Below are 23,416 nucleotides of genomic sequence, written 5' to 3' on the forward strand. Positions count from 1 at the left end.
TGTTGCCGATCTTCACCTTGGATATAGCCCATAAACGACAATGCCCCTATCGACCGATAGAGGCATTGTCTTCACCTTGCACTCAGACTGCTAGGTTTTCACACAGTCTGCGAGGGGCGCTTTTTCATGCAACCGAGCCGCACTTAGTGAGCGGTGGTTTCGCCGGCTTGCTGCATGCGCTGCAGCTCCTGGGCGTACAGCGCGTCGAAGTTCACCGGCGACAGCATCAGCGCCGGGAACGAGCCACGGGTCACCAGGCTGTCCAGCGCTTCGCGAGCGTACGGGAACAGGATGTTCGGGCAGAACGCGCCGAGGGTGTGGCTCATCGAGGCAGCGTCGAGGCCTTTGATCAGGAAGATGCCAGCCTGCTGTACTTCAGCGATGAAGGCGACTTCTTCGCCATTCTTCACGGTCACCGACAGGGTCAGCACCACTTCGTGGAAGTCACCTTCCAGCGCTTTCTGGCGGGTGTTCAGATCCAGGCCAACGCTCGGCGTCCACTCCTGGCGGAAGATTTCCGGGCTCTTCGGCGCTTCGAAGGACAGGTCCTTGACGTAGATGCGCTGCAGGGAGAATTGCGGATTCTGCGATTCGTCAGCGGCTGCGCCGCTGTTGGCTTGCTCGGTCATGGCGTTTGCCTTCCTTAACGTTGAGGTTTCAAGCGGGGCTCTGCAGCAGCGCATCGAGCTTGCCGGCGCGCTCCAGGGCATAGAGGTCGTCACAGCCACCCACATGGGTGCTGCCGATCCAGATTTGCGGCACCGAGGTGCGCCCGGCCTTGCGGGTCATCTCCGCGCGGATGGCCGGCTGGCCGTCGACGCGGATTTCCTCGAAGTCCACCCCTTTGCTGGCCAGCAGTTGCTTGGCACGCATGCAGTAGGGGCACCAATCGCTGGAGTAGACGACCACGCTGGCCATGTCACTTCACCAGCGGCAGGTTGTCGCCACGCCAGGTGGCGATACCACCGGACAGCTTGGCAGCGGTAAAACCGGCCTTCTTCAGTTCGCGGGCGATGCTGCCGGCGTGCTGACCCATGGCGTCGACCACGACGATGGTCTTGGCCTTGTGCTTCTCCAGCTCGGCGATGCGTGCGACCACCTTGTCGTAGGGGATGTGCAGGGAATCGACGATATGGCCGGCAGAGAAATCCTTCTGCGCACGCACGTCGAGCACCACGCCCTTGTCGCTGTTGACCAGCGCAGTGAGCTCGCGGCTCGACAGGCTCTGCCCGCCCTTGCGCATTTCGGTGACGATCAGCAACACCAGCAGAACGGCGAACATTCCACTCAGTACGTAGTGGTTGATGATGAATTCAATCAGGTTGGCGAACATCTATATGGCCCAGGACGGTAAAATGCCGGCCAGTATACACAGGCCCACAGGTCGGCCAAACCCCGTCTGGCAGTGACGCGCCAGGCGCTTGGCCCTAAAATGCCGGGCTGTTCCATTGCCCCCTCAGACGCAGAGCGAGCCAGTTTAATGAGTGCCACGCCAAAACCCTTGGTTCTGATCATCCTCGACGGCTTCGGTCACAGCGACAAACCCGAGTACAACGCCATCTACGCTGCCAACACGCCGGTGTACGACCGCCTGCGCGCCACCTACCCGCACGGCCTGATCTCCGGCAGCGGCATGGACGTCGGCCTGCCGGACGGGCAGATGGGCAACTCCGAAGTCGGCCACATGAACCTCGGCGCTGGCCGTGTGGTGTACCAGGACTTCACTCGCGTGACCAAGGCGATCCGCGACGGCGAATTCTTCGAAAACGCCACGATCAACCAGGCCGTGGACAAGGCCGTGGCCGCCGGCAAGGCCGTGCACATCCTCGGCCTGCTCTCCGATGGCGGCGTGCACAGCCACCAGGATCATATCGTCGCCATGGCCGAACTGGCCGCCAAGCGCGGCGCCGAGAAGATCTACCTGCACGCCTTCCTGGACGGCCGCGACACCCCACCGAAAAGCGCGCAGCCATCCATCGAATTGCTCGACGCAGCCTTCGCCCGCCTCGGCAAGGGCCGTATCGCCAGCCTCACCGGCCGCTACTTCGCCATGGACCGCGACAACCGCTGGGATCGCGTGCAGCAAGCCTACGAGCTGATCGTCGACGGCAATGGCCAGTTCAACACCGCCACTGCCGTTGAAGGCCTGCAGGCCGCCTATGAGCGCGGCGAGAGCGACGAGTTCGTCAAGGCCACCACCGTCGGCACGCCGGTACAGGTCGAGGACGGCGACGCCGTGGTGTTCATGAACTTCCGCGCCGACCGCGCCCGTGAGCTGACTCGCGCCTTCGTCGAGCCCGGCTTCAAGGAGTTCGAGCGCAAGCGCGCGCCGCAGGTCGGTTTCGTCATGCTCACCCAGTACGCGGCGAGCATCAAAGCGCCCAGCGCCTTCGCTCCGGAAGCGCTGACCAACGTGCTCGGCGAATACCTGGCAAAGAACGGCAAGACCCAACTGCGCATCGCCGAGACCGAGAAATACGCCCACGTCACCTTCTTCTTCTCCGGCGGCCGCGAAGAGCCGTTCGAGGGTGAAGAGCGCATTCTGATTCCGTCGCCGAACGTCGCCACCTACGACCTGCAGCCAGAAATGAGCGCGCCGGCAGTCACCGACAGGATCGTCGATGCCATCGAAAATCAGCGCTATGACGTGATCATCGTCAACTACGCCAATGGCGACATGGTCGGCCATACCGGTGTGTTCGAGGCGGCGGTCAAGGCCGTGGAAACTCTCGATACCTGCGTCGGCCGCATCACCGAGGCGCTGGAGAAGGTCGGCGGCGAGGCGCTGATCACCGCCGACCACGGCAACGTCGAACAGATGGAAGACGAGTGCACCGGCCAGGCGCACACCGCGCACACCTGCGAGCCGGTGCCGTTCATCTACGTCGGCAAGCGCCCGGCGCGCATCCGCGAAGGCGGCGTGCTGGCCGACGTGGCGCCTACCCTGCTCAAGCTGATGGGCCTGGAACAACCGGCCGAAATGACCGGCAAGACCATCGTCGAGCTGCAGTAATCGGCATAAAAAAGAAACGCCCCGCGCCATCAGGCCTGGGGCGTTTTTTTTGCCCGGCAGCACGGGCATACTAGGCCTCAATTCGCCCTCCGGTGTCGCCTCGCCCATGCTTCGCATCCTAGCCCTGATTCTGCTCAGCAGCCTGATCGCTCCGGCCATTGCCGATCAGCGCGCCGATACCCAGCGCCAGCTGGAAGCCGCGCGTCAGGACGTCGCCGAGCTGAAGAAGCTGCTGGAGAAGCTGCAGCAGGAGAAATCCGGCGTGCAGCAGCAATTGAAGAAGACCGAGACCGAAATGGGCGACCTGGAAAACCAGGTCAAGGAACTGCAACGCGAGCTCAAGGGCAGCGAGGAGGAAATCCAGCGCCTGGATCAGGAGAAAAAAAAACTCCAGGGCGCACGCACTGAACAGCAACGCCTGATCGCCATCCAGGCCCGCGCCGCCTATCAGAGCGGCCGTCAGGAGTACGTCAAGCTGCTGCTCAACCAGCAGAACCCGGAAAAATTCTCGCGTACCCTCACCTACTACGACTACCTCAGCCAGGCGCGGCTCGAACAGCTCTCCGCGTTCAACGAGACCCTGCGCCAACTGGCCAACGTCGAACAGGAAATCACCAGCCATCAGGCCCAGCTGCAGGCGCAGAAGGCAGGCCTGGATGAACGCCACGCCAAACTCGCCGAGGCGCGCAAGGAGCGCCAGCAGGCATTGGCCAAGCTCAACCGCGACTTCGCCAGCCGCGATCAGCGGCTCAAGGCGCGCCAGCAGGAACAGGTCGAACTGGGTCGCGTACTCAAGACAATCGAGGAAACCCTGGCCCGCCAGGCACGTGAGGCCGAGGAAGCACGCAAGCGCGCACTGGCCGCCCAGAAGGCCGAGCAGGCACGCCCAGGCAGTCAGCCAAGCGGCCCCCTGGTGACGTCTGGCGCAGTCTATGGCGGGCCTTTCGCCAGCGCGCGCGGCAAGTTGCCTTGGCCGGTCGATGGCCGATTGGTAGCACGCTACGGAACCCCTCGCGGCGGCGACGCTCGTACTAAGTGGGACGGCGTGCTGATCGGCGCACCCGCCGGCAGCCAGGTGCGCGCCGTGCATGGCGGCCGAGTGGTTTTCGCCGACTGGTTGCGTGGTGCCGGTCTGTTGGTCATTCTCGACCATGGCAATGGTTATCTGAGCCTGTATGGCCACAACCAGAGCCTGCTCAAGAGTGCCGGGGACGTGGTCAAGGCCGGCGACCCCATCGCCACCGTTGGTAGCAGCGGTGGCCAAGATACATCGGCACTGTACTTCGCCATTCGCCAGAATGGCCGTCCGAGTGATCCGGCACAATGGTGCCGCGCGCAGGGATAAGCGCTTTATCCATTTAGGAGTTGTCTTCATGCCCCATCGCTTTCGCCCCACCTGCCTGGCTCTGGCCCTTGGGCTGCTGCTCGGCGTTCCAGCCCTGCAAGCCGCCGAGCCTGCCCCCGCGCCGGCACCGGCGGCAAGCAGCAAGGCTCCGTTGCCGCTGGACGATCTGCGCACCTTCGCCGAGGTGATGGACCGTATCAAGGCCGCCTATGTCGAGCCGGTGAGCGACAAGACCCTGCTCGAGAATGCCATCAAGGGCATGCTCAGCAACCTTGACCCGCACTCGGCCTACCTCGAACCGGAAGCCTTCGCTGAGCTGCAGGAAAGCACCAGCGGCGAGTTCGGCGGCCTGGGCATCGAGGTCGGCATGGAGGACGGCTTCGTCAAGGTGGTCTCCCCCATCGACGACACTCCGGCATCCAAGGCCGGCATTCAGCCCGGCGACCTGATCGTGAAGATCGATGGTCAGCCGACCAAGGGCCTGTCAATGATGGAAGCCGTGGACAAGATGCGCGGCAAGGCCGGCAGCAAGATCGAGCTGACGCTGGTACGCGACGGCGGCCGCCCCTTCGACCTGACCCTGACCCGCGCAGTGATCAAGGTACGCAGCGTCAAGAGCCAGATGCTCGAAGACGGCTACGGCTACCTGCGCATCTCGCAATTCCAGGTCAACACCGGCGAAGAAGTTGGCAAGGCGCTGACCAAGCTGCGCCAGGAGAACGGCAACAAGAAGCTGCGCGGCCTGGTCATGGACCTGCGCAATAACCCGGGCGGCGTGCTGCAGGCTGCAGTGGAAGTGGCCGACCACTTCCTCAAGAGCGGGCTGATCGTCTACACCGAGGGCCGCCTGGCCAACTCGGAGCTGCGCTTCAATGCCGACCCGGCCGACGCCAGCGAAGGCGTACCGCTGGTGGTGCTGATCAACGGCGGCAGCGCCTCGGCCTCGGAAATCGTCGCCGGCGCCCTGCAGGACCACAAGCGCGCCGTGCTGATGGGCACCGACAGCTTCGGCAAGGGCTCGGTGCAGACCGTGCTGCCGTTGAACAACGACCGCGCGCTGAAGCTGACTACCGCACTGTACTTCACGCCCAACGGCCGCTCGATCCAGGCCCAGGGAATCATCCCGGACATCGAGGTCGCGCGCGCCAAGGTCACCCGCGAACAGGACGCTGAGGGCATCAAGGAAGCTGATCTACAGGGGCATCTGGGCAACGGCAACGGCGGCGCGGATCGCCCGAGCAAAGGCGCGCAGGCTGCACGTACCGAACGCCCGCAGGACGACGACTACCAGCTGAGCCAGGCGCTCAACCTGCTCAAGGGCCTGAGCGTCACACGCGGCAACTGATCCCGCTCGGCGATACGAAAAAGCCCGGACAGTGTCCGGGCTTTTTCTTGTCAACGTGCAATACCGTGATCACCTACCCCTTAGGGTGCGCCATGCGCACCAGCCGCGACATAGCCTAGGTGGCCTAGAGGTAGTTCTCGGTAATGTCGTCGATGAAGCCTTCGGCACGCATCTCGTCCAACGCCTTCTGCAAACGCTCGATGACCTCGTCCGGGGTGTCCTTGTTCAGCGCCAGGTAAAGCTCGGCGTCATTGAAACGCAGCACGGTATTGAGGCCGCTGACGTCTTCCTGCTTGGCCAAGTAGCGGCCCACCGGGTCTGTGGTCGCCCACAGGTCGATCTGCCCGCGCACCAGCTTCTTCACGTTTTCCTGATCACGCAGGGCATTGATCGGCTCCAGGCCCTGGCTTTCCAGGTGCTGGCTGACCGCATCGTTCTTGTACGCACCGACACGGTACTTGGCGGCGTCCTGCAGGCTCGACACCTTGATATCGCTGCCTGGCGCGGCGAGCAGCACCCAGCCGGTCTTGGCCAATGGGCCGACCCACTTGAACAGTGGCTTGCGCTCTTCGGTATAGGTGGTGGAGAACAGGCCGTAGTTGGGCTTGTCCAGGGTCAGGCGATAGAGGCGATCCCAGGGGAAGCGCAAGGTCAGGGTGTAATCGATACCTGCACGCTTGAACATCTCACGCACGATGTCGGCGCTGATGCCATCGATACCGTCGTCGCGGGCAAAGTTCTTGTCGTCCACCGCCATGTTGAAGGGCGGGAAATTCTCGGTCAGCAGCACCACCTTGTAGTCCGCCGGCAACTCCGCGTGGGCGAAGCCGGAGGCGAGGAACAGGGCGACGAATAGGCTTTTCTTCAGAGTTTTCAGCATAAGACGTACCGCTCGCATGATTTGTGGTTATGGCTAGCGACATCCTTGCATGGGCCCGAGCCCGGTCATTGGCACTCAGCGGCTCCGCCATCCATGGCCAGCGACCGACTCGTGGCCGGTCGCGTGTTCGGTGCTTACAGGTAGCTGTTCAGAGTCTTGTCCACGAAGCCTTCGGCGCGCATCTGATCCAGCGCAGCCTGCAGCCTGGCGACGATCTCATCGGGCATGTCCTTGTTCAACGCCAGGTACAACTCGGCACTGTTGAAGCGCAAAACGGTCTTCAGGCCGGAGATGCCCTCCTGCTTGGCCAGGTAGCGACCGGCCGGGTCTCCCGTCGCCCAGAGGTCTATTTGCCCGGTCGCCAGCTTGCGCGCATTCTCCTGGTCACGCAGCGAGGTACTGTGCTCGACGCCCTTCTCGGTCAGGTATTCGGAGATGGCATCGCCCTTGTAGGCGCCGATGCGATGCGACTTGGCCTCGTCCAGGCTGGTCAGGTTGATCGGGTTGTCACCCTTGGCCAGCAGCACCCAGTCGTCCGGGCCGATGGGGCCGACCCATTTGAACAGTTGCTCACGCTCCGGCAGGCGGGCAGTGACGAACACGCCATAACCCGGTTTTTCCAGGGCCAGCTTGTAGATGCGGTCCCAGGGGAAGCGCAGGGTCAGGTTGTACTGAACCCCGGCACGCTTGAACATTTCCTTGACGATATCCACGGCGATGCCGTTGATGTTTTCTTCCTGGGCGAAATTCTTGCCATTGACCGCCATGTTGTAGGGCGGGAAGTTCTCGGTAAGCAGGACCACGTTGAAATTCGGATCCACTTCGGCGCGAGCAGCGCCAGCCAGCACCACAAGGGTGCCGCCCAGCGTGATCAGCAGGCGTTTGAACATGGCATTTCTCTTTCTAATAAAAGGCAGACGGCGTCAGCATAACCGCCACGCCCTCCCCGGCCCAGCGATTACTGGCAGTGTGCCTCAATAGCGGTCTTCGATGGCTTTCAGCGCACCCTCGGCCCGCAGTGAATCCAGTGTCTTTTGCAACTTCTGCACCAGCTCATCAGGGGTCTGCAGGTTGAGCGCCAGATACAGATCAGCAGTATGCAGATGCTGCACCACCTTGAGGTTCTCCATACCCTCCTGACGCGCCATGAAACGGCCCGCCTGGCTGGAGGCCAGCCAGAAGTCAATCTGGCCACGGTTCAACTTGTGCACGTTCTCGTTGTCGCGCAGTGCCGTCTGCAGCTCGAACCCCTTGTCCAGCAGGAACTGGGTTTTGGCATCGCCCTTGTAGCCGCCGATGCGGTAGCGCCGGGCATCGTCCAGCGAGGCCAGCTGAATGGCGCTGTCGCCCTTGGCGAATAGCACCCAGTCATTACTGGCGACCGGACCGACCCACTTGAACAACTTCTCGCGCTCGGCCGTGCGCGCCGTCGAGAACAGCCCGTAACCAGCATCGTTCAGGGTCTGCTGGTAAACGCGCTGCCAGGGGAAACGCAGGATCAGCTGACAGTCGACTTCGGCGCGCTCGCACACGACACGCAGGATATCGGTGCTGATACCGGTGACATTGTCGTCCCGGGCGAAATTGTTGCCAGTGACCGACATGTTGAACGGCGGCAGATTCTCCGTGAGCAGTACCAGCGACTCAGCGCGCGCTAGGCTGAGGCCGCAGGTCAGGGCCAGGATGGTCACGAATCGAAGAAGGAACATGCAGACTCCGTGTCGAAAATGCTCGGCAAAAAGCAGCCCTCCGCAATCGCGGAGAGGCAGAGTGATGGGATATGAACTCATGCTAGCCGGATCGCTGGCACTTTGCCGTCGACTCGCCCGCAGCGTTGAGCGAAGGCAACGTGATGAGCGATTCGGGGGCTGACTGGGCGCTCGGCGCCGCGTGTGCGGCCCGAGCGACACGAGCCGATCACTTCAAACCGGCACGCCACCCCCATTCAGGTAGGTAGTTTTCACCAAAGTGAAGAAATCGCGGGCGTGCCCCTGCTCCCAGGGACCGTAGCTGGAGTGTTTGCGACCGCCGAAGGGCACGTGGTAATCGGACCCTGCGGTGGCGGCGTTGATCACCACCATGCCGGCCTGGACATGCCGTTTGAAATGGCTGGCATGGCTCAGCGAGCGGGTACAGATCCCCGCCGAAAGCCCGAGCTCGCTGTCGTTGGCCAGCGCCAGGGCCTCGGCGTAATCCCGGGCGCGCAGAATCAGTGCGATGGGGCCGAAGATGTCCTCGCGACCGATGCGCATGTGCGGCTCGACGCCGACCACCAGCGCCGGCCGCATGAAGAAACCACGCGTCTCCAGATCCAGCAGCTCGCCGCCGTGTACCAGCCCACCTTCGGCCCTGGCCATGGCGAGGTAATCCTGGTTCTTGCGCAATTGCGTGGCATCCACCACCGGCCCGATGTCGACCTCCGGCGTCAGCGCGTGGCCGACGTGCAGGGCAGCCATGCGTTCGAGCATCGCCGCGACGAAGCGATCGTGGATGCCGGCGGTGACGATCAGCCGGCTGGAGGCCGTGCAGCGCTGGCCCGTCGCATGAAAGGCGCCGCTGACGCAGGCCTCGACCGCCACCTCGAGGTCGGCGTCATCGAGCACCACCATGGGGTTCCTGCCGCCCATCTCCAGTTGCAGCTTCTTGCGTAACGGCAGGCAGGCCGCAGCGATGCGCTGGCCGGTCTGCACCGAGCCGCTGAAGCTGACCGCGTCGACCAGCGGCGACTCGCTCAACAGCTGCCCGACCACCGCACCGGTGCCCATCACCAGATTGACCACGCCCTTCGGCACCCCGGCTTCATTGAGGATGTCGACCAGCGCCCAGGCGCACCCCGATACCCGCCCCGACGGTTTGAACACCAGGGAGTTGCCGTAGGCCAGAGCCGGCGCAATCTTCCAGGCCGGTATCGCCATGGGGAAATTCCACGGGGTGATCAGACCGACCACCCCGAGCGGCTCGCGGGTCACCTCGACATTCAGGCCGGGGCGCACAGAGCCGAGAATCTCGCCATGCAGGCGCAAGGCCTCGCCGGCGAAGAACTTGAAAATCTGCCCGGCGCGACCAACTTCGGCGACCGCCTCGGCCAAGGTCTTGCCCTCCTCGCGGGCGAGCAGCCAACCCAGCGCGTCACGACGGGCGAGAATCAGGCTGCCAGCGCCGTCGAGTATGTCGAAGCGCTGCTGCGGCGAGACCTGCGACCAGGCTGGAAACGCCGCCCGGGCCGCGGCGATGGCCTCCCCGGTCTGCGCGGCGTCCGCCTGGGCGTAGTCGCCGATCAGATCATCCTGATCGGACGGATTGAGATTGCCCCGGTATTCGGCGCCTTCGCACCAGCGACCGTCGATGTAGTTGTCGAATCGCATGCCTGGCATTCCTTGCTAGCGGGGCAGAAGGCTTCTATCTCCCAGATTGCGGTACAGCGCTCGCACGCCGAACTGCCAGGGCGCAATCGCCGTCGAGTGGCGCACCTCGTTGACCAGGGCGCCCAGGGAGGCCGCCGTGATGCTCACCCGATCCCCCAGGTGATGGGTGAACCCGGCACCGGACTCGCCGCGATCCTGGATCGGCGAGAACATGGTGCCGAGAAACAGCATGAAGCCGTCCGGGTACTGGTGATGCGCGCCGCAGGTCTGCTCGACCAGCTCCAGCGGGTCGCGGCTGATCTCGCGCATGTGGCTGTGACCCTGCAGGTGAAAGCCGTCGTCCGCACCCTCGATGGTCAGCCCGAGCTCGGCTTCGCGCACATCGTCCAGGTCGAAGTGCTCATCGAACAGGCGAATGAACGGACCGATGGCGCAGGAGCCGTTGTTGTCCTTGGCCTTGCCCAGCAGCAAGGCACTGCGCCCCTCGATATCGCGCAGGTTGACGTCGTTGCCCAGGCTGGCACCGACCACCTGGCGCTGGGCGTTGACCGCCAGCACGATCTCCGGCTCGGGGTTGTTCCACTGTGACTGCGGGTGCAGGCCGACGCAGTCACCGAAGCCGACGGCCGACATCGGCTGGGACTTGGAGAACACCTCGGCATCGGGACCGATGCCCACTTCCATGTATTGCGACCAGGCGCCACGCCGCGTCAGCTCGGCACGCAGGGTCTCGGCTTCGGGCGAGCCCGGCCGGATGCGCGACAGGTCGTCGCCTATCAGCGTCTGCAACGTCCCGCGGATTTCCCGTGCCTTGCCGGCATCGCCACCGGCCTGCTCTTCGATCACCCGCTCCAGCAGGCTGACGGCGAAGGTCACGCCACAGGCCTTGATCGCCTGCAGGTCGCAGGGCGCCAGCAGACGCTCCTCGACCTCCGGGTCGAGGCTGCGTGCGAGCCAGTCGGTGGCTGCACCGAGGGCTTCACCGGGAGCGTTGCGAGCGATGTCCAGGCGGTCGCTGCGGTCCAGCAGGTCGGCCATCAGCGCCACGCTGCGGCTGATGTCGAACAGTTGGCCATTGCGTACCGCGACCAGCGCCGGACCATGGTGTGGCGCGCCACGCCAGACCCGGCCGACCAGTACGGCGCGGTCCAGGTCGACGGGCAGGCAGGTACGGCTATCAATGGGCTGCATGGCCCCCCCCTGCACGCGACGTCGCGTGGGGCAGCTTGAGCGAGCGCGCGCCATGGGCCGGGCGCAAACGCCCTGGGTAACGCAGCTTGCACAGCGCTTCGACGAAGTAGAAATCGCCGAACAACGTGGCGCCTTGCTCGCCCAGGCGATGCGGCATGGAGTAGCAACCGTCGGTGAGCAGGCCCCGTTGCGCCGGCTCGCGAGCCAGGTAGGTGGAACACAGGCCGGTGAGCATCCACTCGGCCTTGCTCCGCAGAAAGGCGGCGCGCTGAGCGTCGTCGAGGCTGGCCGCGAGGTCGAGCAGGGCCGAGGCGACGATGGCGGTGGTGGCGGTATCGCGCACCTGGTCATGGGGCGGCAGGGCATCGAAATCCCATGGTGGCACCGGATCGTCGCCAAGCCGTTCGAGGTAGTAATCCGTCAGTTCCAGGGCGTGCTCGGCATAACGCCGGTCGGCACTCTCCAGCCAGGATTGGGTGAAGCCGTAGATCGCCCAGGCCTGCCCCCGACTCCAGTCCGACTCATCGCCGCTGCCCTGGAAGGTGTAGCCACGCAAGCGTTCGCCACTGACCGTGTCGTACTCCAGCGCATGGTAGGTGGAGCGGTTGGGCCGCACGAAATGGTTCCAGGTGCAGTCGGCGTGGGCCTGGGCCGCCAGGCGGAAGCTGGCATCGCCGCTGTAGTCCGACGCCCAGTACAGCAACGGCAGGTTGGCCATGGTGTCGATGGCCGAACTGCTACGCCCGCGCGAGTCGTCCAGCGGCCCCCAGGAGGACACGTAGGCACCGCTGGCAGTGGTGACGATTCGCGCCCGCAGACGCCGGGCCGCGCGCAGGGCGATCTCGGCACAATCACGCTCGCCGGTGAACTGCCAAAGGGGAATTGCGCTGCTGTCGAAGATGAACCCGATGTCGTGGGTGTGCGGGTCTTCGGCGCGGTGCTCGATCAGCCGCAGGCGTTCGCGGGCCAGTTCGAGGAAACGGCGCTCGCCGGTGTGGATATGGCTGGCCAGCAGCAGGCCGACCCAGAAACCGCAATGCCAGTTGCCGTGGCTCCAGGCATCGCCCGAATAGCCGGCCGACACCGAGGCGTACTCGGTTACCCAGCTGCCTTGGGCATCGGTGTAGATGGGAAAGGCCAGCCCCAGGCTACGCTCGTCCTCCAGCAGCTTGCGCGCCAAAAGATCGAGCGCCTCGCCGGCCAGACGGCTCAGTTCAGGGCTAGACGCAGGCGGGGAAAGTGTTGCGTTCTGCATGGTGTGTCGCTCCTCGATTGTTGTTGTAAGAGAGTGCGGCCCAGCATAGGAACTCGTCTGTTGGGCCGGTTAGGACGATGCCGAGAAATGCTTGTACGATTTGCCGTTCACCTCAGCGCCTGACGCCTTGCGGCTTGAGCGCGATGTAGGTGCCGAGCACCACGCACACCAGCCCGGCGATGCGCCAGATCCCCAGTGGCTCGTGCAGAAACAGCACGGCGAACAGCACGCCGGAAATCGGCAGCCAGTTGAGGAACACCGAAGAGCGGCTCAGGCCGATGGTGGCGATGCCGTAGGCCCAGGACAGATTGCCCAGGGCCGTGGAAAAGAACGCCGAAATCCCCACCAGCCACCAGAAACTCGCGTCCAGTTCGGGCAGGCGCCATACCACCTCGGGCTCGATGACACCCACGTGCAGCACCAGCAGCACTGCGCCAACCACGTGCATGTACAGGCCCAGCAACAAGGGCGGTACCGCAGACGACACGCGGCGTATGCACACCCCGGCGCCGACGTAGGTGAACAGCGCAGCGAACAGCGCCGTGTCGCCGGATGCGCCCAGGTGCAGCGCGCCGCCGTGCAGCACCACCAGCGCAGCGCCGATCAGACCCAGGGTGATGCCCACCAGGCTGCGTCGGGTCTGCTGCTCACCGAGCAGCAGGTAGCCGATCAGCACGGAAAAAATCGGATTGAGGCCGAGAATCAGCGCCCCGTTGGTGGCCGACGATGTGGCTACGCCCTGGGCCAGGAAAATCTGGTGGGCATAGACCATCAGCCCGCCAGCGCCGACCAGCCAGGCGCAGTCGTGCCAGCCGATGCGTACCAGGCGCTGGCGGCGCAGCAGGCAGATGACACAGATGCACAGCAGCGCCAGGATCATCCGCAACGCGGACAGCGGCAGCGCCGGCAAGTCCTCCGTGAGCACCTTGATCACCGAGACGTTGGCGCCCCAGATCAGCACCGCATAGGCCAGCACGCCGTAAGCAATCACGGTGCTGCGGCGCTGCGCGGCGACCGCCGCTTCAGGCGTCAAGGCTGACAGCGCCAAGGGCTTTCAGGGCCGAGCGCCCTTCGACGATGCTGACCCCATTCTGGTTGACCACCCGGCTTTCGCAGACCAGCACCTGCTTGGCGGACTTCTTTTCCGCCACCCGCACTTCCACGCTAAGGGTGTCGCCGATATGCACGGGCGCCTTGAAACTCAGGTTCTGCCCGACATACACGAACCCTGGCCCGGTCAGCCGGGTGTGCGCCGCAGAAATCAGCGCGGCGGAGAACATGCCATGCACCACCCGGCGACCGAAAGCGGTGCCGGCGGCGAAGGCATCATCCATGTGCAGCGGGTTATCGTCGCCGCACAGTTGGGCGAACAGCTCCACATCGTCAGCGCTGATCGAGCGGCTGAGGCTGAGGCTGTCGTCCACCTGCAGGTCGTCGAAGGTACTGACCGCGCGGTTCATCGCGATGTCTCCGCACCAATCACCACGGCTTGCTGCAGCAGCGCATCGATCGCCTCGCGGCCATAGCCCAGCTCCTCGAGGATTTCCCGCGAGTGCTCACCGTGCAGCGGCGGCGGCCGGCGCAGCGGTGGCACTTCGCCGTCGTAGCGCAGCGGGTGGTTGAGCAGGCGCACCTTGCCGGCACGCGGGTAGTCGAACTCGACAATACTGCGGTTCCACTGCACCTGCGGGTCCTGCTCGACCTTGGCGTAGTCGTTGACCGGGGCGTGCCAGATGCCATGTTCGGTGAAGATGGCCAACCACTGTTCGGTGCCCTTGGTCAGCAGCAATTCGGAGACCCGAGCGTGGATCTCGTCGCGCTTGTAGGACTGGTCACCCTTGGAATAGGCCTTCAGGTCCGGCTCATCAAAGGCGACAGACAATGGCTCCATGGCACTCAGGGAAATCGCGATCCAGCCATCGGCGGTGCGATAGATGCCGTAGGGCGCCGGGTGGAAGCGCGAACCCATGGCCGGCGTGGTGCGCGGCCACAGTTCGCCCTTGTTCAGGTAGTAGTTGAACGGCTCGATCTGCAGGTCGAGGGCGGCATTCAGTAGGTTGCTTTCCACCCGACGCCCCTTACCGGTGTGCTGGCGCGCCAGCAGCGCGGCGGTGACGCCGAAGGCCGCTAGGATCGCCGCGTGCTGGTCGACGATCGCCGAACCGACCCCGACCGGGGCGGAGTTACCGTCGCCGCTGAGCATCGCCAGGCCGCTCATTGCCTGCAGCAGCAGGTCCTGGCCGGGGCGCTGCACGTAGGGACCATCGCTGCCGTAGCCGGTGCAGGAGCAGTAGACCAGGCCGGGGTTCAGCGCTTTCATCGCCTCATAGCCGAGCCCCAGTTTGTCGAGCACCCCGGGCCGGTAGTTTTCCACTAGCACGTCGGCCTCGCCGATCAGCTTGAGGGCGATGGCCTTGCCCTCCTCGCTGCGCAGGTCGAGGGAGATACTGCGCTGGTTACGGTTGGCCAGCAGGAAGAACACGCTGACGCCGTCGAGAAAGGCGTCGTGCCCTGCCCACTGACGCTCGAAGGCGCCCTTAGGCGGTTCGATCTTGATCACGTCGGCGCCGGCATCGGCGAGCATCTGCACCGCCGATGGCCCTTGCAGATAGTGCGTGAGACTGACGACTTTGATTCCCTTGAGCATGTTCAACCCTCCTGTGCCAGGCCCATGGCCCGGGCAATGATCTGTCGCTGGATTTCCGAGGTGCCCTCGACGATTTCCAGCACCTTGGCGTCGCCAAAAGCGCGGGCAACGGCGAATTCGCTGCAGATGCCGTAGCCGCCGTGGATCTGTACTGCCTGGTGCGCCGCGCGCATCGCACATTCGCTGGCGTGCAGCTTGGCGATCGAGGCCTCCAGGGCGTAGGGCTGGCCGGCGTCCTTGCGCCGTGCCGCGTCGTAGATCGCCAGGCGCGCGGTGTAGGTGTCGCGGGCCATGTCGGCGAGCTTGAATTGCAGTGACTGAAAGAATTCCAGGCGCGCACCAAAGGCACTGCGCTCACGCAGGTAGGCGTGGGCTCGATCCAGAGAGCCCTGGAGGATGCCCAGGGCCAGCGCGGCGATCAGGATGCGTCCGCCGGTGACCGTGCCAAGGGTCTGGCGCAGCCCCGCGCCCTCGACACCGAGCAGGTTGCCGGCAGGGATGCGGCAATCGTCGAAGAACAGCTCGTAGGTGCTCGACGCACGCCAGCCGATCTTGTTCAGTTTGCGCCCGTAACTCAGGCCAGGCGTGCCGTCGGGCACCACCAGATTGGAAATTGCCTTGCGCCCGTCCGGACGGGTGCCGGTGACTGCCGCGACCACGATGGGGCCGGTGATCTCGGTGCCGGAATTGCTGATGAAGGTCTTGGCCCCGTTCAACCGCCAGCCGTCGCCGTCACGTTCGGCTCGGGTACGGATGGCGGCAGCATCGGAACCGGCGTTTGGCTCGGTGAGGGCGATTGCGCCAATCGCTTCGCCCTGGAGGATTGGCCGCAGCCAGGTGGCTTTCTGGGTCGCATCGCCAAACTCGGCGAGTAACGTGGCAACGCTGGAGTTGGCCATGAAGGCATTGGCGATGGCGCAGTCGACGCGGGCGAACTCCTCCAGCACGATGACGAACGACAGCCAGTCGCCGCCAGCGCCGCCATCCTGCTCGGCGTAGGGCAGACCACTGAAGCCGTGCTGCGCAGCCTCGCGCCAGACCGCATAGGGAAAGCCCTGCTCCTCCCAGAGCTCGGCGGCAATGGGGGCAATATGCTCCTCGGCAAAACGCCGAGCGGATTCGCGGATCATTGCGTGTTCATCGCTCAGCCCCATAGGCAGCGAGCTCAACGCGGTTGCAAGTAACTCAGCCATTGTTGCGTTCTCCACTCTTGCCAAGGAAAGCGCGCAAACCGTCACGCGCCTGTTCCCGGCTGAAATTCACTCCATACAGGGCCGCTTCGCTGGCCAGGCCATCGGCAAAGGTCCAGTCCTCGGCCCCGTTGCACAGGCGCTTGGCCAGGCTCAGGCACGTGGCGTCGCGCTCGATCAGCGAGGTGGCGAACGCCAGCGTTTCCCGGCGCAGGCCCGCCGGGTCGCAGAGCCGATTGACCAGGCCCATTTCCCAGGCCTCTTCGGCGCTGTAGCGACGGCCGCTCATGATCATTTCCTTGGCCCGGGCCAGACCGATCGCGCGCACCGCCAACTGCGTGCCGCCCCAGCCGGGAAAAGTGTTCAGGCGAATTTCCGGGAAACCGAAGCTGGCCCGGCGCGAGGCGACAATGAAGTCGCACGCCAGCGCCAGCTCCAGGCCCCCGCCCAGGGCGTAGCCGTTGATCATCGCCACCACGGGCTTGGAGTAGTTGCGCAGGCGGCTCACCAGGCGCTGGCCGGACTCCATCAGGGCGAACGCCTCGTGAGCCTCGACCTGGGCCAGGTGTTCGATGTCGTTACCGGCGATGAAGGCGCGCTCGCCTTCACCAGTCAGCACCAGCACGCGCACCTCGGGAGCGTCCTGCAGCAGCGTCAACTGCGTGTCGAGTTGCTGCAGGATCACCGGACTGAGGGCGTTGTGCTTGTGCACCCGGTCGATGGCGAGTACGGCCACCGGCCCTTCGCGGCGCACACTAACCCCGCCGCTATCGTTTCGCGGATCGTTCATAGGTTTTCGCTCACAGAACTTTTAGGTACGTCTGCCCATCGGCGACGGTGACGCCATCCTGGTTGAGGACGGTGGCCTTGAAGACGCAGATGCTGCGTTCGAGATTCTTCTCGACCAGTTCCAGCTGCACGTTCACCGTCTCACCGATGAACACCGGGGCGCGGAAGGTGATGTCGTAGCGGTAGGACACCGCTCCCGGCCCTTCGGCGCGGGCTGCCAGGTAGCCCATCACCGTGGCGATGAAGCCGATCGACAGGGCACCCTGCGCGATGCGCTTGCCGAAGCGCGTCTGCTTGGCGAACTCCTCGTTCAGGTGCACGCCGTAGAAGTCGCCAACGATGCCGGCGAACAGGTAGACGTCCGACTCACCCACGGTCTTGGAGAACCGCTCGATGTCGCCCATGGCGTAGCGTTCCATATTGGCTCTGGCTTGCATGACGGCGCCCTCCTTCACGGTTGCGTGGCTTGGGTGGAGGTTTCCAGCAGCTCGAAGAGCTTGCGGCCATCGGGCACCTGATCGATGAGCTGCTCACGGACCTTGGTGGTCCGCTCGCGCAGTGGCGCCACATCGGTCCGGACCACGGTCACGCCGCTCGCCTGCATGCGCTCGATGGACTCGTCATAGGAGCGTTTGTAGTACTCGATGCCATAGGCCAGCGCTTCGTCGGCGGCCTCCTGCAGCCAGCCCTTCTGCTCATCGCTCAGCGAATCCCAGCGGCGCTTGGAGACCACCAGCAGGCCCGGCAGGTAATGCACCCGGGTGATGCTGTAGAACTTGCTGACCTCGGTGAACTTGTCCATCACGAACTGATCGGGCGAGGTATCGGCACCGTCGATCACCCCTTGCTGCAGCGCGATGTACAGCTCGCCGTAAGCCATGGGCGTGGGCTGAACGCCCAGCGACTCGTAGGTCTTCACGTAGCCGGGCGACTGCATCACGCGCAGTTTGAGGCCATGCATGCCCTGCTCGCCGTCGACCGGCCTGGAGGCGAACACATTGCGCTCCATGACCGACAGCCAGCCCAGACCGACCAGGTTGTACTTCGGCAGCATGTCGAGGAAGTGCGTGCCCAGCGGCCCGGCCAGCGCGGCGTTGGCCTGGTCCAGCCCATCGAACAGGTAAGGTACGTCAAAGAAGCTGAAGGCCTTGACCGTCGAGGTCAGAGGCGCCTGGGCCGTGATGAACATATCCAGGGCGCCGGTGCGGGCCGACTGGATCATCTTCACCTCGCCGCCCAGTTGCGACTGCGGGAAGGTGTTGATGGTGATGTCGCCAGCCGACTTCTGTTCGACCAGTTCGCCGAGTTTTTCCGCCATCACCTGGTAATGGCTTTCTGGCGCCAGGGTGTGGCCGAGGTTGAGGGTCAACGCCGAGGCGGAGCCGGCGGCGAACAGCAGCGCCGGGGCGCACAGGCAGCTCGCGAATGAGCGGATGATGGGTTTCATGGTGATTCTCCTATTGTTGTTGTATGGAGGGCTCAGGGCAGGAACCAGGTGGACAGCGCTGGCACGTAGGTGATGATCATCACGTCCAGAATCAGCACGCTGAGGAACAAGAACAGCGGGCGCATCAGTTGTTCCATGCGCACGTTGGCTACCTGACAGGCGACAAACAGGTTGACGCCGACCGGTGGGGTGACCATGCCGACCGCCAGGTTGACCACCATGATGCAAGCGAAGTGCACCGGTTCGATGCCGAACTGTGCGGCCGCGGGGGCCAGGATCGGCGCGAGGATGATGATCGCTGCCAGGGTCTCGAGGAACATGCCGATCAGGAACAGCGACACGTTGACGATCAGCAGGAACACCAGTGGGTTGTCGGAAATGCCGGTGATCAGCGTGCCGAGCATGTGCGGCACACGGTTGATGGTCAGCATGTAGGCGAAGATCGCGGCGAAGGCGACGATGATCAGGATGATCGCCGAGGTCACTGCGGAGCGGCCGAACACGTCCAGCAGATCACGCCAGGTCAGTTCGCGGTAGATGAACAACCCCACCACCAGGCCATACACCACCGCCACCACCGAGGCTTCGGTCGGGGTGAACATGCCGCTGTAGATGCCGCCGAGAATGACCATTGGCATGAGGATCGCGAAGAACGACTGCTTGAGCGCGACCAGCACACCGACCGTCCATTGGCGCAGGGTGATCGGTTCGATCATGTCGTAGTTGCGTATCCGGGCAATCAGGCAGGTGCAGACGATCAGCGAGAAGCCAACCAGCAGACCGGGCAGGATGCCAGCGAGGAAGATCGAGGCCACCGAGACGTTGGCGGTCAGGGCGTAGACGATCATCGGGATCGACGGCGGAATGATCGCGCCCAGCTCACCGGAACTGGCCGCCACCGCAGCACCGAAGGGACGCGGATAACCCTTCTTCTCCATCGCCGGGATCAGCACCGAGCCGACCGCCGCGGTAGTCGCCGAGGACGAACCGGACATGGTCGAGAAGAACATCGAAGTCAGTACCACGACGCCGCCAAGGCCACCGCGAATCCAGCCAAGAATGGCGTTGGCCAGGTTGACCAGGCGCTTGGCGATGCCGCCGGACTGCATCAGGTTGCCGGCAAGGATGAAGAACGGAATGGCCATCAGGCTGAACGAATCGAGGGATTCGAAAATGCTCTGCGCCACAGTGATGAAGGGCATGCCCTGGTAGCTCAGCACCACCATCGAGGATGCACCCAGTGCGATGGCGATCGGTACGCCGATGAACATCAGCACCAGCAGAGAGATGAAGAGAATGCCGATCATGCCTTGCCCTCCGCCAGCGCCGTGACGACTTCGTCGTCCTCTTCGGCGCCGAGAATGCCGTCCCGCGAATGCCAGGCCTCATAGACCAGCGCCAGGGTGTTGAGCACGGAGAGGCTGAAGCCCACCGACATCGCCGAATAGGTCACCACCATGGGCATCTCCATGACCGGAGAACCCTGGGTGCTGCCGAGCTCGGCCCAGGCCAGGCCAACCCAGATAAGAATCAGGTAGAAGCCTAGGGAAAGCAGGATCGACAGGTACTTGAGGCCAGCGCCGAACTTGCGCGGCAGGGCGTAGATCAACACCTGCACACCGATCAGCTTGCCCTTGCGCGCAGCGATCGCGGCACCGAGGAAAACCACCCAGATCATCAGGTAGCGCGACACTTCCTCGGTCCATGGCGTAGCGAGGTCGTACTGCAGATGACTGAAGACAAAGCGGGTGAGAATCCCGGTGACCACGCAGAGCACCATGACCAGCATGGCGATACCGCAGAGGCGGGTAACGAGGTCGTTGAGACGGTCGACGACGGCAAGCGGATCGAAGCGCGGGCTCGCCCCTTTCCCTCCTGTCTCGTCGAATGCCAATGTCTTGTTCTTATTATTCATCGCAGTTTTCTCTCGCGGGTTTTCGCAGGGCGGAGACAGCCAGCCGAATGGCAGCTTCCAGTCCCGGCGTCGTTATGGATCAGGGCATCTGGAACATCGATGGAGGCGAGTATAGGAACGCCTTTACGGGGGTCGTTAGGACAAAAACCACGGCATTCTTGGACTTTTTTCCAGGGGGAGGTTTGCCTGTACTAATTGTCCAAGTCTGTGTTCAACTCACTGTCAGACGGTGCGGAAAGGCCTCGGCCGCCGCGCTCGCACAGCAAAACTTTCCTAACAAAAACAAAAGCCAAAAGGGCAAGAGAGCGAGCCATGTATGCGTGCAATTGCTGCAGCATTCCGACGTACAAAATCAGGGACTTCGGTGAATCGGTGAAGTCGGCGACGTTCGATTTCGCCCGCATGCAACACCGCATGAACATCCTGCCCTACCCCCATCGACATGATTTTTTCCACGTCATCTGGGTCACCCACGGGTCAGGTACGCACATCATCGACTCAGTGCGTTATTGCGTGAAACCCAACACCCTGTTCTTCATGATGCCGGGACAGATCCACGACTTCGAACTGTCCGACGACACCACCGGCTACAACCTCAATTTCAGCGCGGAGTACTTCCTGCTGAACATGCGCAACGATGTGGCGATCAGCGACATTCCGTTCTTCCGCATGGCCGATCCGATCCAGGCGCTGTACCTGACCGACGATGTCGCCGCCCAGCTACAACGAGTCATCGACAGGATCGAGGAGGAGTACCGCGGCGAGCGCACGGGCTACCACGACATCATCCGCTCCTACCTGCACATCTTCTTCCTGCACGCTGCGCGGCTGATCAGCGTGACTGACATCCAGGACCATGCCTCGCCGAACATCGTGCTGGCGAGGCGCTTTCGCAATCTGCTGGAGAAGGAGCCGATCACTCTGGTCAGTGCAGGGCGATTCGCCTCGATGCTGCATATCACCGAGCGCAGGCTCTCCGAGGCGACCAAGGCCGCCGAAGGGCTGACCGCCACCGAGGTCATTCAGCACCGCCTGGCGCTGGAAGCCAAGCGTCTGCTGGCCCACTCCGAATTCAACATCGCCACCGTGGCAACGCGCCTGGGTTTCGAGGATCCGGCTTACTTCAGCCGCTTCTTCAAGAAAAAGGTGGGGCAGTCGCCCTCGGAGTTCAAACGCAGCATGCATGCCGACGAAGCACTGAACGCCTGAGTCGGCGATTACAGGTGGAAGGGCCTGTCGCGGGTGGGCGACGCTTCATCCGTCCACCACCCCGCGATCTCCACGTCCTGAGCATGGCGCGTATTCGGGGCTTGGGGGATGTGACTCGGGCAACGTGTGGAAGGGCTTCAGCAGCCGCAGTGTGAAAGGCTCACCCACTCCCGGTTACCGCTGAAGCGCCCCACAGCAATACTGCGAGGCCTCGACGGCTCAGCGCACCACGATACCGCGACTGGCCAGGTAGGCCTTGGCTTCCGGCACGGTGTACTCGCCGAAATGGAAGATGCTCGCGGCCAGCACGGCATCGGCCTTGCCTTCGAGGATGCCGTCGGCCAGGTGCTGCAGGTTGCCGACGCCACCAGAGGCGATCACCGGCACGCGCACGGCCTCGCTGATGGCGCGGGTCACGCCCAGGTCGTAGCCGCTCTTGACGCCATCCTGATCCATGCTGGTCAGTAAGATCTCACCGGCGCCCAGCTCTTCCATCTTGCGCGCCCACATCACGGCATCCAGGCCGGTCGGTTTGCGCCCGCCATGGGTGAAGATTTCCCAGCGGCCCGGCTCGCCCGGCGCGGAAACACGCTTGGCGTCGATGGCGACAACGATGCACTGCGAGCCGAAACGTGCAGCGGCCTCACCGACGAACTCAGGGTTGAATACGGCGGCAGTGTTGATCGATACCTTGTCGGCACCGGCATTGAGCAGGTTGCGAATGTCCTGCACGGTGCGCACGCCGCCACCGACAGTCAGCGGGATGAACACCTGGCTGGCCATGCGTTCGACGGTGTGCAGGGTGGTGTCACGGCCATCGACGCTGGCGGTGATATCGAGGAAGGTGATCTCGTCGGCACCCTGCTCATCGTAGCGACGAGCGATTTCCACCGGGTCACCGGCATCGCGGATGTTCTCGAACTTGACGCCCTTGACCACGCGGCCGTTGTCCACGTCCAGGCAAGGGATGATGCGTTTAGCCAGTGCCATACGGAGCTCCCGTAGGGTGGGTGCAACCCACCGATAAAGATTGCGTCAGTGGTGGCGGGTTTCACCCGCCCTACGGTTTAACCCTTGAAGTTGTCGCAGAAGGCCTGCGCCTCGGCCACATCCAGGGTGCCTTCGTAGATGGCACGGCCGGTGATGGCGCCGATGATGCCGGGCGAACGCGCCAGCAGCAGCTTCTCGATATCGCTGAGGTTGTGGATACCACCGGAAGCGATCACAGGGATGCGGCTGGCGGCAGCCAGCGCGGCGGTCGCTTCGACGTTGCAGCCCTGCATCATGCCGTCTTTGGCGATGTCGGTATAAACGATGGCGGACACACCGTCAGCCTCGAAGCGCTTGGCCAGGTCGGTCGCCTGCACGCTGGACACTTCTGCCCAACCGTCGGTAGCGACGAAACCGTCCTTGGCATCCAGACCCACGATCACCTTGCCAGGGAAGGCCTTGCACGCCTCGGCAACGAACTCGGGCTCTTTGACGGCCTTGGTGCCGATGATCACGTAGCTGACGCCGGCGCGCACGTAGTGCTCAATGGTCTCCAGGGTGCGGATGCCGCCGCCGATCTGGATCGGCAGGGTCGGGTAGCGCTTGGCGATGGCGGTGACCACTTCACCGTTGACCGGCTGGCCTTCGAAGGCGCCGTTGAGATCGACCAGGTGCAGACGGCGGCAACCGCCCTCGACCCACTTGGCGGCCATGCTCACCGGATCATCGGAGAACACCGTGGAGTCTTCCATACGGCCCTGACGCAGACGCACGCAAGCGCCGTCCTTGAGATCGATAGCGGGGATAATCAGCATCGGTTGAACCTGCTCAAGTT

24 protein-coding genes are annotated in these 23,416 nt (G+C 63.8%); 4 read left to right on the forward strand and 20 right to left on the reverse strand.

The window, feature by feature from the left end; all coding sequences use genetic code 11:
• Positions 1-143 precede the first annotated feature (143 nt).
• The 3 genes from secB to ACNFCJ_RS21450 are packed head-to-tail and all read right to left on the reverse strand — an operon-like array spanning position 144 to position 1,333.
• Positions 144-629: a protein-export chaperone SecB gene (gene secB, locus ACNFCJ_RS21440; RefSeq protein ID WP_125879760.1), complete on the reverse strand. Its 486-nt coding sequence runs from the start codon at positions 627-629 to the stop codon at positions 144-146.
• A gap of 28 nt (positions 630-657) precedes the next feature.
• Positions 658-918: a glutaredoxin 3 gene (grxC, locus tag ACNFCJ_RS21445; protein ID WP_037002286.1), complete on the reverse strand. Its 261-nt coding sequence runs from the start codon at positions 916-918 to the stop codon at positions 658-660.
• Between the two features lies 1 nt (position 919).
• Positions 920-1,333, reverse strand: coding sequence for a rhodanese-like domain-containing protein (locus ACNFCJ_RS21450; protein ID WP_106733375.1), 414 nt, complete (start codon positions 1,331-1,333; stop codon positions 920-922).
• Positions 1,334-1,480: 147 nt separating this feature from the next.
• Between ACNFCJ_RS21450 and gpmI the strand changes: the two genes are divergently transcribed.
• The 3 genes from gpmI (at position 1,481) to ACNFCJ_RS21465 (ending at position 5,703) form a co-directional block, all read left to right on the forward strand.
• On the forward strand, positions 1,481-3,013 hold the full coding sequence (gene gpmI, locus ACNFCJ_RS21455) for a 2,3-bisphosphoglycerate-independent phosphoglycerate mutase (RefSeq protein WP_416773532.1): 1,533 nt from the start codon (positions 1,481-1,483) through the stop codon (positions 3,011-3,013).
• Between the two features lie 106 nt (positions 3,014-3,119).
• Positions 3,120-4,358 (forward strand): murein hydrolase activator EnvC family protein, encoded by a 1,239-nt coding sequence (locus tag ACNFCJ_RS21460; RefSeq protein ID WP_017363183.1) that lies wholly within the window; start codon positions 3,120-3,122, stop codon positions 4,356-4,358.
• 28 nt (positions 4,359-4,386) lie between these two features.
• Positions 4,387-5,703, forward strand: coding sequence for a S41 family peptidase (locus tag ACNFCJ_RS21465; RefSeq protein ID WP_013717622.1), 1,317 nt, complete (start codon positions 4,387-4,389; stop codon positions 5,701-5,703).
• Positions 5,704-5,827: 124 nt separating this feature from the next.
• Here ACNFCJ_RS21465 and ACNFCJ_RS21470 read toward each other — a convergent pair whose 3' ends face one another.
• The 15 genes from ACNFCJ_RS21470 to ACNFCJ_RS21540 all read right to left on the reverse strand — a co-directional run bounded on the left by ACNFCJ_RS21470 (position 5,828) and on the right by ACNFCJ_RS21540 (position 20,382).
• On the reverse strand, positions 5,828-6,583 hold the full coding sequence (locus tag ACNFCJ_RS21470; RefSeq protein WP_013717623.1) for a substrate-binding periplasmic protein: 756 nt from the start codon (positions 6,581-6,583) through the stop codon (positions 5,828-5,830).
• A 134-nt stretch (positions 6,584-6,717) separates the two neighbouring features.
• Positions 6,718-7,473, reverse strand: coding sequence for a substrate-binding periplasmic protein (locus ACNFCJ_RS21475; protein WP_013717624.1), 756 nt, complete (start codon positions 7,471-7,473; stop codon positions 6,718-6,720).
• A gap of 84 nt (positions 7,474-7,557) precedes the next feature.
• Positions 7,558-8,292, reverse strand: a complete 735-nt coding sequence (locus ACNFCJ_RS21480) for a substrate-binding periplasmic protein (RefSeq protein WP_416773535.1) — start codon at positions 8,290-8,292, stop codon at positions 7,558-7,560.
• A 213-nt stretch (positions 8,293-8,505) separates the two neighbouring features.
• A complete protein-coding gene (locus tag ACNFCJ_RS21485) occupies positions 8,506-9,957 on the reverse strand; it encodes an aldehyde dehydrogenase family protein (protein WP_416773537.1) in 1,452 nt (483 codons plus the stop codon).
• A gap of 6 nt (positions 9,958-9,963) precedes the next feature.
• Positions 9,964-11,139 carry a fumarylacetoacetate hydrolase family protein gene (locus ACNFCJ_RS21490; protein ID WP_416773539.1) on the reverse strand — a complete coding sequence of 392 codons (1,176 nt, stop codon included), beginning with the start codon at positions 11,137-11,139 and terminating at the stop codon, positions 9,964-9,966.
• The gene (locus ACNFCJ_RS21495; RefSeq protein WP_416773541.1) at positions 11,126-12,394 is read right to left on the reverse strand and encodes a hypothetical protein; all 1,269 of its coding nucleotides are present in this window, start codon (positions 12,392-12,394) and stop codon (positions 11,126-11,128) included. Before ACNFCJ_RS21495 ends, ACNFCJ_RS21490 begins: the two co-directional genes overlap by 14 nt.
• A gap of 112 nt (positions 12,395-12,506) precedes the next feature.
• Positions 12,507-13,442, reverse strand: coding sequence for a DMT family transporter (locus tag ACNFCJ_RS21500; protein WP_416773542.1), 936 nt, complete (start codon positions 13,440-13,442; stop codon positions 12,507-12,509).
• Positions 13,417-13,854, reverse strand: a complete 438-nt coding sequence (locus ACNFCJ_RS21505) for a MaoC family dehydratase (protein WP_075750537.1) — start codon at positions 13,852-13,854, stop codon at positions 13,417-13,419. Before ACNFCJ_RS21505 ends, ACNFCJ_RS21500 begins: the two co-directional genes overlap by 26 nt.
• On the reverse strand, positions 13,851-15,041 hold the full coding sequence (locus ACNFCJ_RS21510; protein ID WP_416773543.1) for a CaiB/BaiF CoA transferase family protein: 1,191 nt from the start codon (positions 15,039-15,041) through the stop codon (positions 13,851-13,853). The genes ACNFCJ_RS21505 and ACNFCJ_RS21510 overlap by 4 nt, the downstream gene beginning before the upstream one ends.
• A gap of 2 nt (positions 15,042-15,043) precedes the next feature.
• Positions 15,044-16,234 (reverse strand): acyl-CoA dehydrogenase family protein, encoded by a 1,191-nt coding sequence (locus ACNFCJ_RS21515; protein WP_416773545.1) that lies wholly within the window; start codon positions 16,232-16,234, stop codon positions 15,044-15,046.
• Positions 16,227-17,021: an enoyl-CoA hydratase/isomerase family protein gene (locus ACNFCJ_RS21520; RefSeq protein WP_416773547.1), complete on the reverse strand. Its 795-nt coding sequence runs from the start codon at positions 17,019-17,021 to the stop codon at positions 16,227-16,229. Before ACNFCJ_RS21520 ends, ACNFCJ_RS21515 begins: the two co-directional genes overlap by 8 nt.
• Before the next feature lie 10 nt (positions 17,022-17,031).
• Positions 17,032-17,457, reverse strand: coding sequence for a MaoC family dehydratase (locus ACNFCJ_RS21525; RefSeq protein WP_075750543.1), 426 nt, complete (start codon positions 17,455-17,457; stop codon positions 17,032-17,034).
• A gap of 14 nt (positions 17,458-17,471) precedes the next feature.
• Positions 17,472-18,467, reverse strand: coding sequence for a TRAP transporter substrate-binding protein (locus tag ACNFCJ_RS21530; RefSeq protein WP_075750545.1), 996 nt, complete (start codon positions 18,465-18,467; stop codon positions 17,472-17,474).
• A 32-nt stretch (positions 18,468-18,499) separates the two neighbouring features.
• Positions 18,500-19,774, reverse strand: coding sequence for a TRAP transporter large permease (locus ACNFCJ_RS21535; protein WP_416773549.1), 1,275 nt, complete (start codon positions 19,772-19,774; stop codon positions 18,500-18,502).
• The gene (locus tag ACNFCJ_RS21540) at positions 19,771-20,382 is read right to left on the reverse strand and encodes a TRAP transporter small permease (RefSeq protein WP_075750547.1); all 612 of its coding nucleotides are present in this window, start codon (positions 20,380-20,382) and stop codon (positions 19,771-19,773) included. The genes ACNFCJ_RS21535 and ACNFCJ_RS21540 overlap by 4 nt, the downstream gene beginning before the upstream one ends.
• A 312-nt stretch (positions 20,383-20,694) precedes the next feature.
• On the opposite strand from ACNFCJ_RS21540, the gene ACNFCJ_RS21545 reads away from it, so the two are divergent.
• A complete protein-coding gene (locus ACNFCJ_RS21545; RefSeq protein ID WP_075750549.1) occupies positions 20,695-21,591 on the forward strand; it encodes a helix-turn-helix domain-containing protein in 897 nt (298 codons plus the stop codon).
• 219 nt (positions 21,592-21,810) lie between these two features.
• On the opposite strand, the gene hisF is transcribed toward ACNFCJ_RS21545, so the two are convergent.
• Positions 21,811-22,581, reverse strand: coding sequence for an imidazole glycerol phosphate synthase subunit HisF (gene hisF, locus ACNFCJ_RS21550; RefSeq protein WP_106733382.1), 771 nt, complete (start codon positions 22,579-22,581; stop codon positions 21,811-21,813).
• Positions 22,582-22,658: 77 nt separating this feature from the next.
• The gene (gene hisA, locus ACNFCJ_RS21555) at positions 22,659-23,396 is read right to left on the reverse strand and encodes a 1-(5-phosphoribosyl)-5-[(5-phosphoribosylamino)methylideneamino]imidazole-4-carboxamide isomerase (protein WP_179574778.1); all 738 of its coding nucleotides are present in this window, start codon (positions 23,394-23,396) and stop codon (positions 22,659-22,661) included.
• Positions 23,397-23,416: the final 20 nt, after the last annotated feature.

Origin of the sequence: Pseudomonas sp. NY15364 (genome assembly GCF_048068235.1) — a bacterium.
Lineage (GTDB): Bacteria > Pseudomonadota > Gammaproteobacteria > Pseudomonadales > Pseudomonadaceae > Aquipseudomonas > Aquipseudomonas mendocina_D.

Bases quoted from the DNA above. Each gene is read 5' to 3' on its own strand.
- secB (WP_125879760.1), bottom strand. From the start codon at position 629: ATGACCGAGCAAGCCAACAGCGGCGCAGCCGCTGACGAATCGCAGAAT.
- grxC (WP_037002286.1), bottom strand. From the start codon at position 918: ATGGCCAGCGTGGTCGTCTACTCCAGCGATTGGTGCCCCTACTGCATG.
- ACNFCJ_RS21450 (WP_106733375.1), bottom strand. From the start codon at position 1,333: ATGTTCGCCAACCTGATTGAATTCATCATCAACCACTACGTACTGAGT.
- gpmI (WP_416773532.1), top strand. From the start codon at position 1,481: ATGAGTGCCACGCCAAAACCCTTGGTTCTGATCATCCTCGACGGCTTC.
- ACNFCJ_RS21460 (WP_017363183.1), top strand. From the start codon at position 3,120: ATGCTTCGCATCCTAGCCCTGATTCTGCTCAGCAGCCTGATCGCTCCG.
- ACNFCJ_RS21465 (WP_013717622.1), top strand. From the start codon at position 4,387: ATGCCCCATCGCTTTCGCCCCACCTGCCTGGCTCTGGCCCTTGGGCTG.
- ACNFCJ_RS21470 (WP_013717623.1), bottom strand. From the start codon at position 6,583: ATGCTGAAAACTCTGAAGAAAAGCCTATTCGTCGCCCTGTTCCTCGCC.
- ACNFCJ_RS21475 (WP_013717624.1), bottom strand. From the start codon at position 7,473: ATGTTCAAACGCCTGCTGATCACGCTGGGCGGCACCCTTGTGGTGCTG.
- ACNFCJ_RS21480 (WP_416773535.1), bottom strand. From the start codon at position 8,292: ATGTTCCTTCTTCGATTCGTGACCATCCTGGCCCTGACCTGCGGCCTC.
- ACNFCJ_RS21485 (WP_416773537.1), bottom strand. From the start codon at position 9,957: ATGCCAGGCATGCGATTCGACAACTACATCGACGGTCGCTGGTGCGAA.
- ACNFCJ_RS21490 (WP_416773539.1), bottom strand. From the start codon at position 11,139: ATGCAGCCCATTGATAGCCGTACCTGCCTGCCCGTCGACCTGGACCGC.
- ACNFCJ_RS21495 (WP_416773541.1), bottom strand. From the start codon at position 12,394: ATGCAGAACGCAACACTTTCCCCGCCTGCGTCTAGCCCTGAACTGAGC.
- ACNFCJ_RS21505 (WP_075750537.1), bottom strand. From the start codon at position 13,854: ATGAACCGCGCGGTCAGTACCTTCGACGACCTGCAGGTGGACGACAGC.
- ACNFCJ_RS21510 (WP_416773543.1), bottom strand. From the start codon at position 15,041: ATGCTCAAGGGAATCAAAGTCGTCAGTCTCACGCACTATCTGCAAGGG.
- ACNFCJ_RS21515 (WP_416773545.1), bottom strand. From the start codon at position 16,234: ATGGCTGAGTTACTTGCAACCGCGTTGAGCTCGCTGCCTATGGGGCTG.
- ACNFCJ_RS21520 (WP_416773547.1), bottom strand. From the start codon at position 17,021: ATGAACGATCCGCGAAACGATAGCGGCGGGGTTAGTGTGCGCCGCGAA.
- ACNFCJ_RS21525 (WP_075750543.1), bottom strand. From the start codon at position 17,457: ATGCAAGCCAGAGCCAATATGGAACGCTACGCCATGGGCGACATCGAG.
- ACNFCJ_RS21530 (WP_075750545.1), bottom strand. From the start codon at position 18,467: ATGAAACCCATCATCCGCTCATTCGCGAGCTGCCTGTGCGCCCCGGCG.
- ACNFCJ_RS21535 (WP_416773549.1), bottom strand. From the start codon at position 19,774: ATGATCGGCATTCTCTTCATCTCTCTGCTGGTGCTGATGTTCATCGGC.
- ACNFCJ_RS21540 (WP_075750547.1), bottom strand. From the start codon at position 20,382: ATGAATAATAAGAACAAGACATTGGCATTCGACGAGACAGGAGGGAAA.
- ACNFCJ_RS21545 (WP_075750549.1), top strand. From the start codon at position 20,695: ATGTATGCGTGCAATTGCTGCAGCATTCCGACGTACAAAATCAGGGAC.
- hisF (WP_106733382.1), bottom strand. From the start codon at position 22,581: ATGGCACTGGCTAAACGCATCATCCCTTGCCTGGACGTGGACAACGGC.
- hisA (WP_179574778.1), bottom strand. From the start codon at position 23,396: ATGCTGATTATCCCCGCTATCGATCTCAAGGACGGCGCTTGCGTGCGT.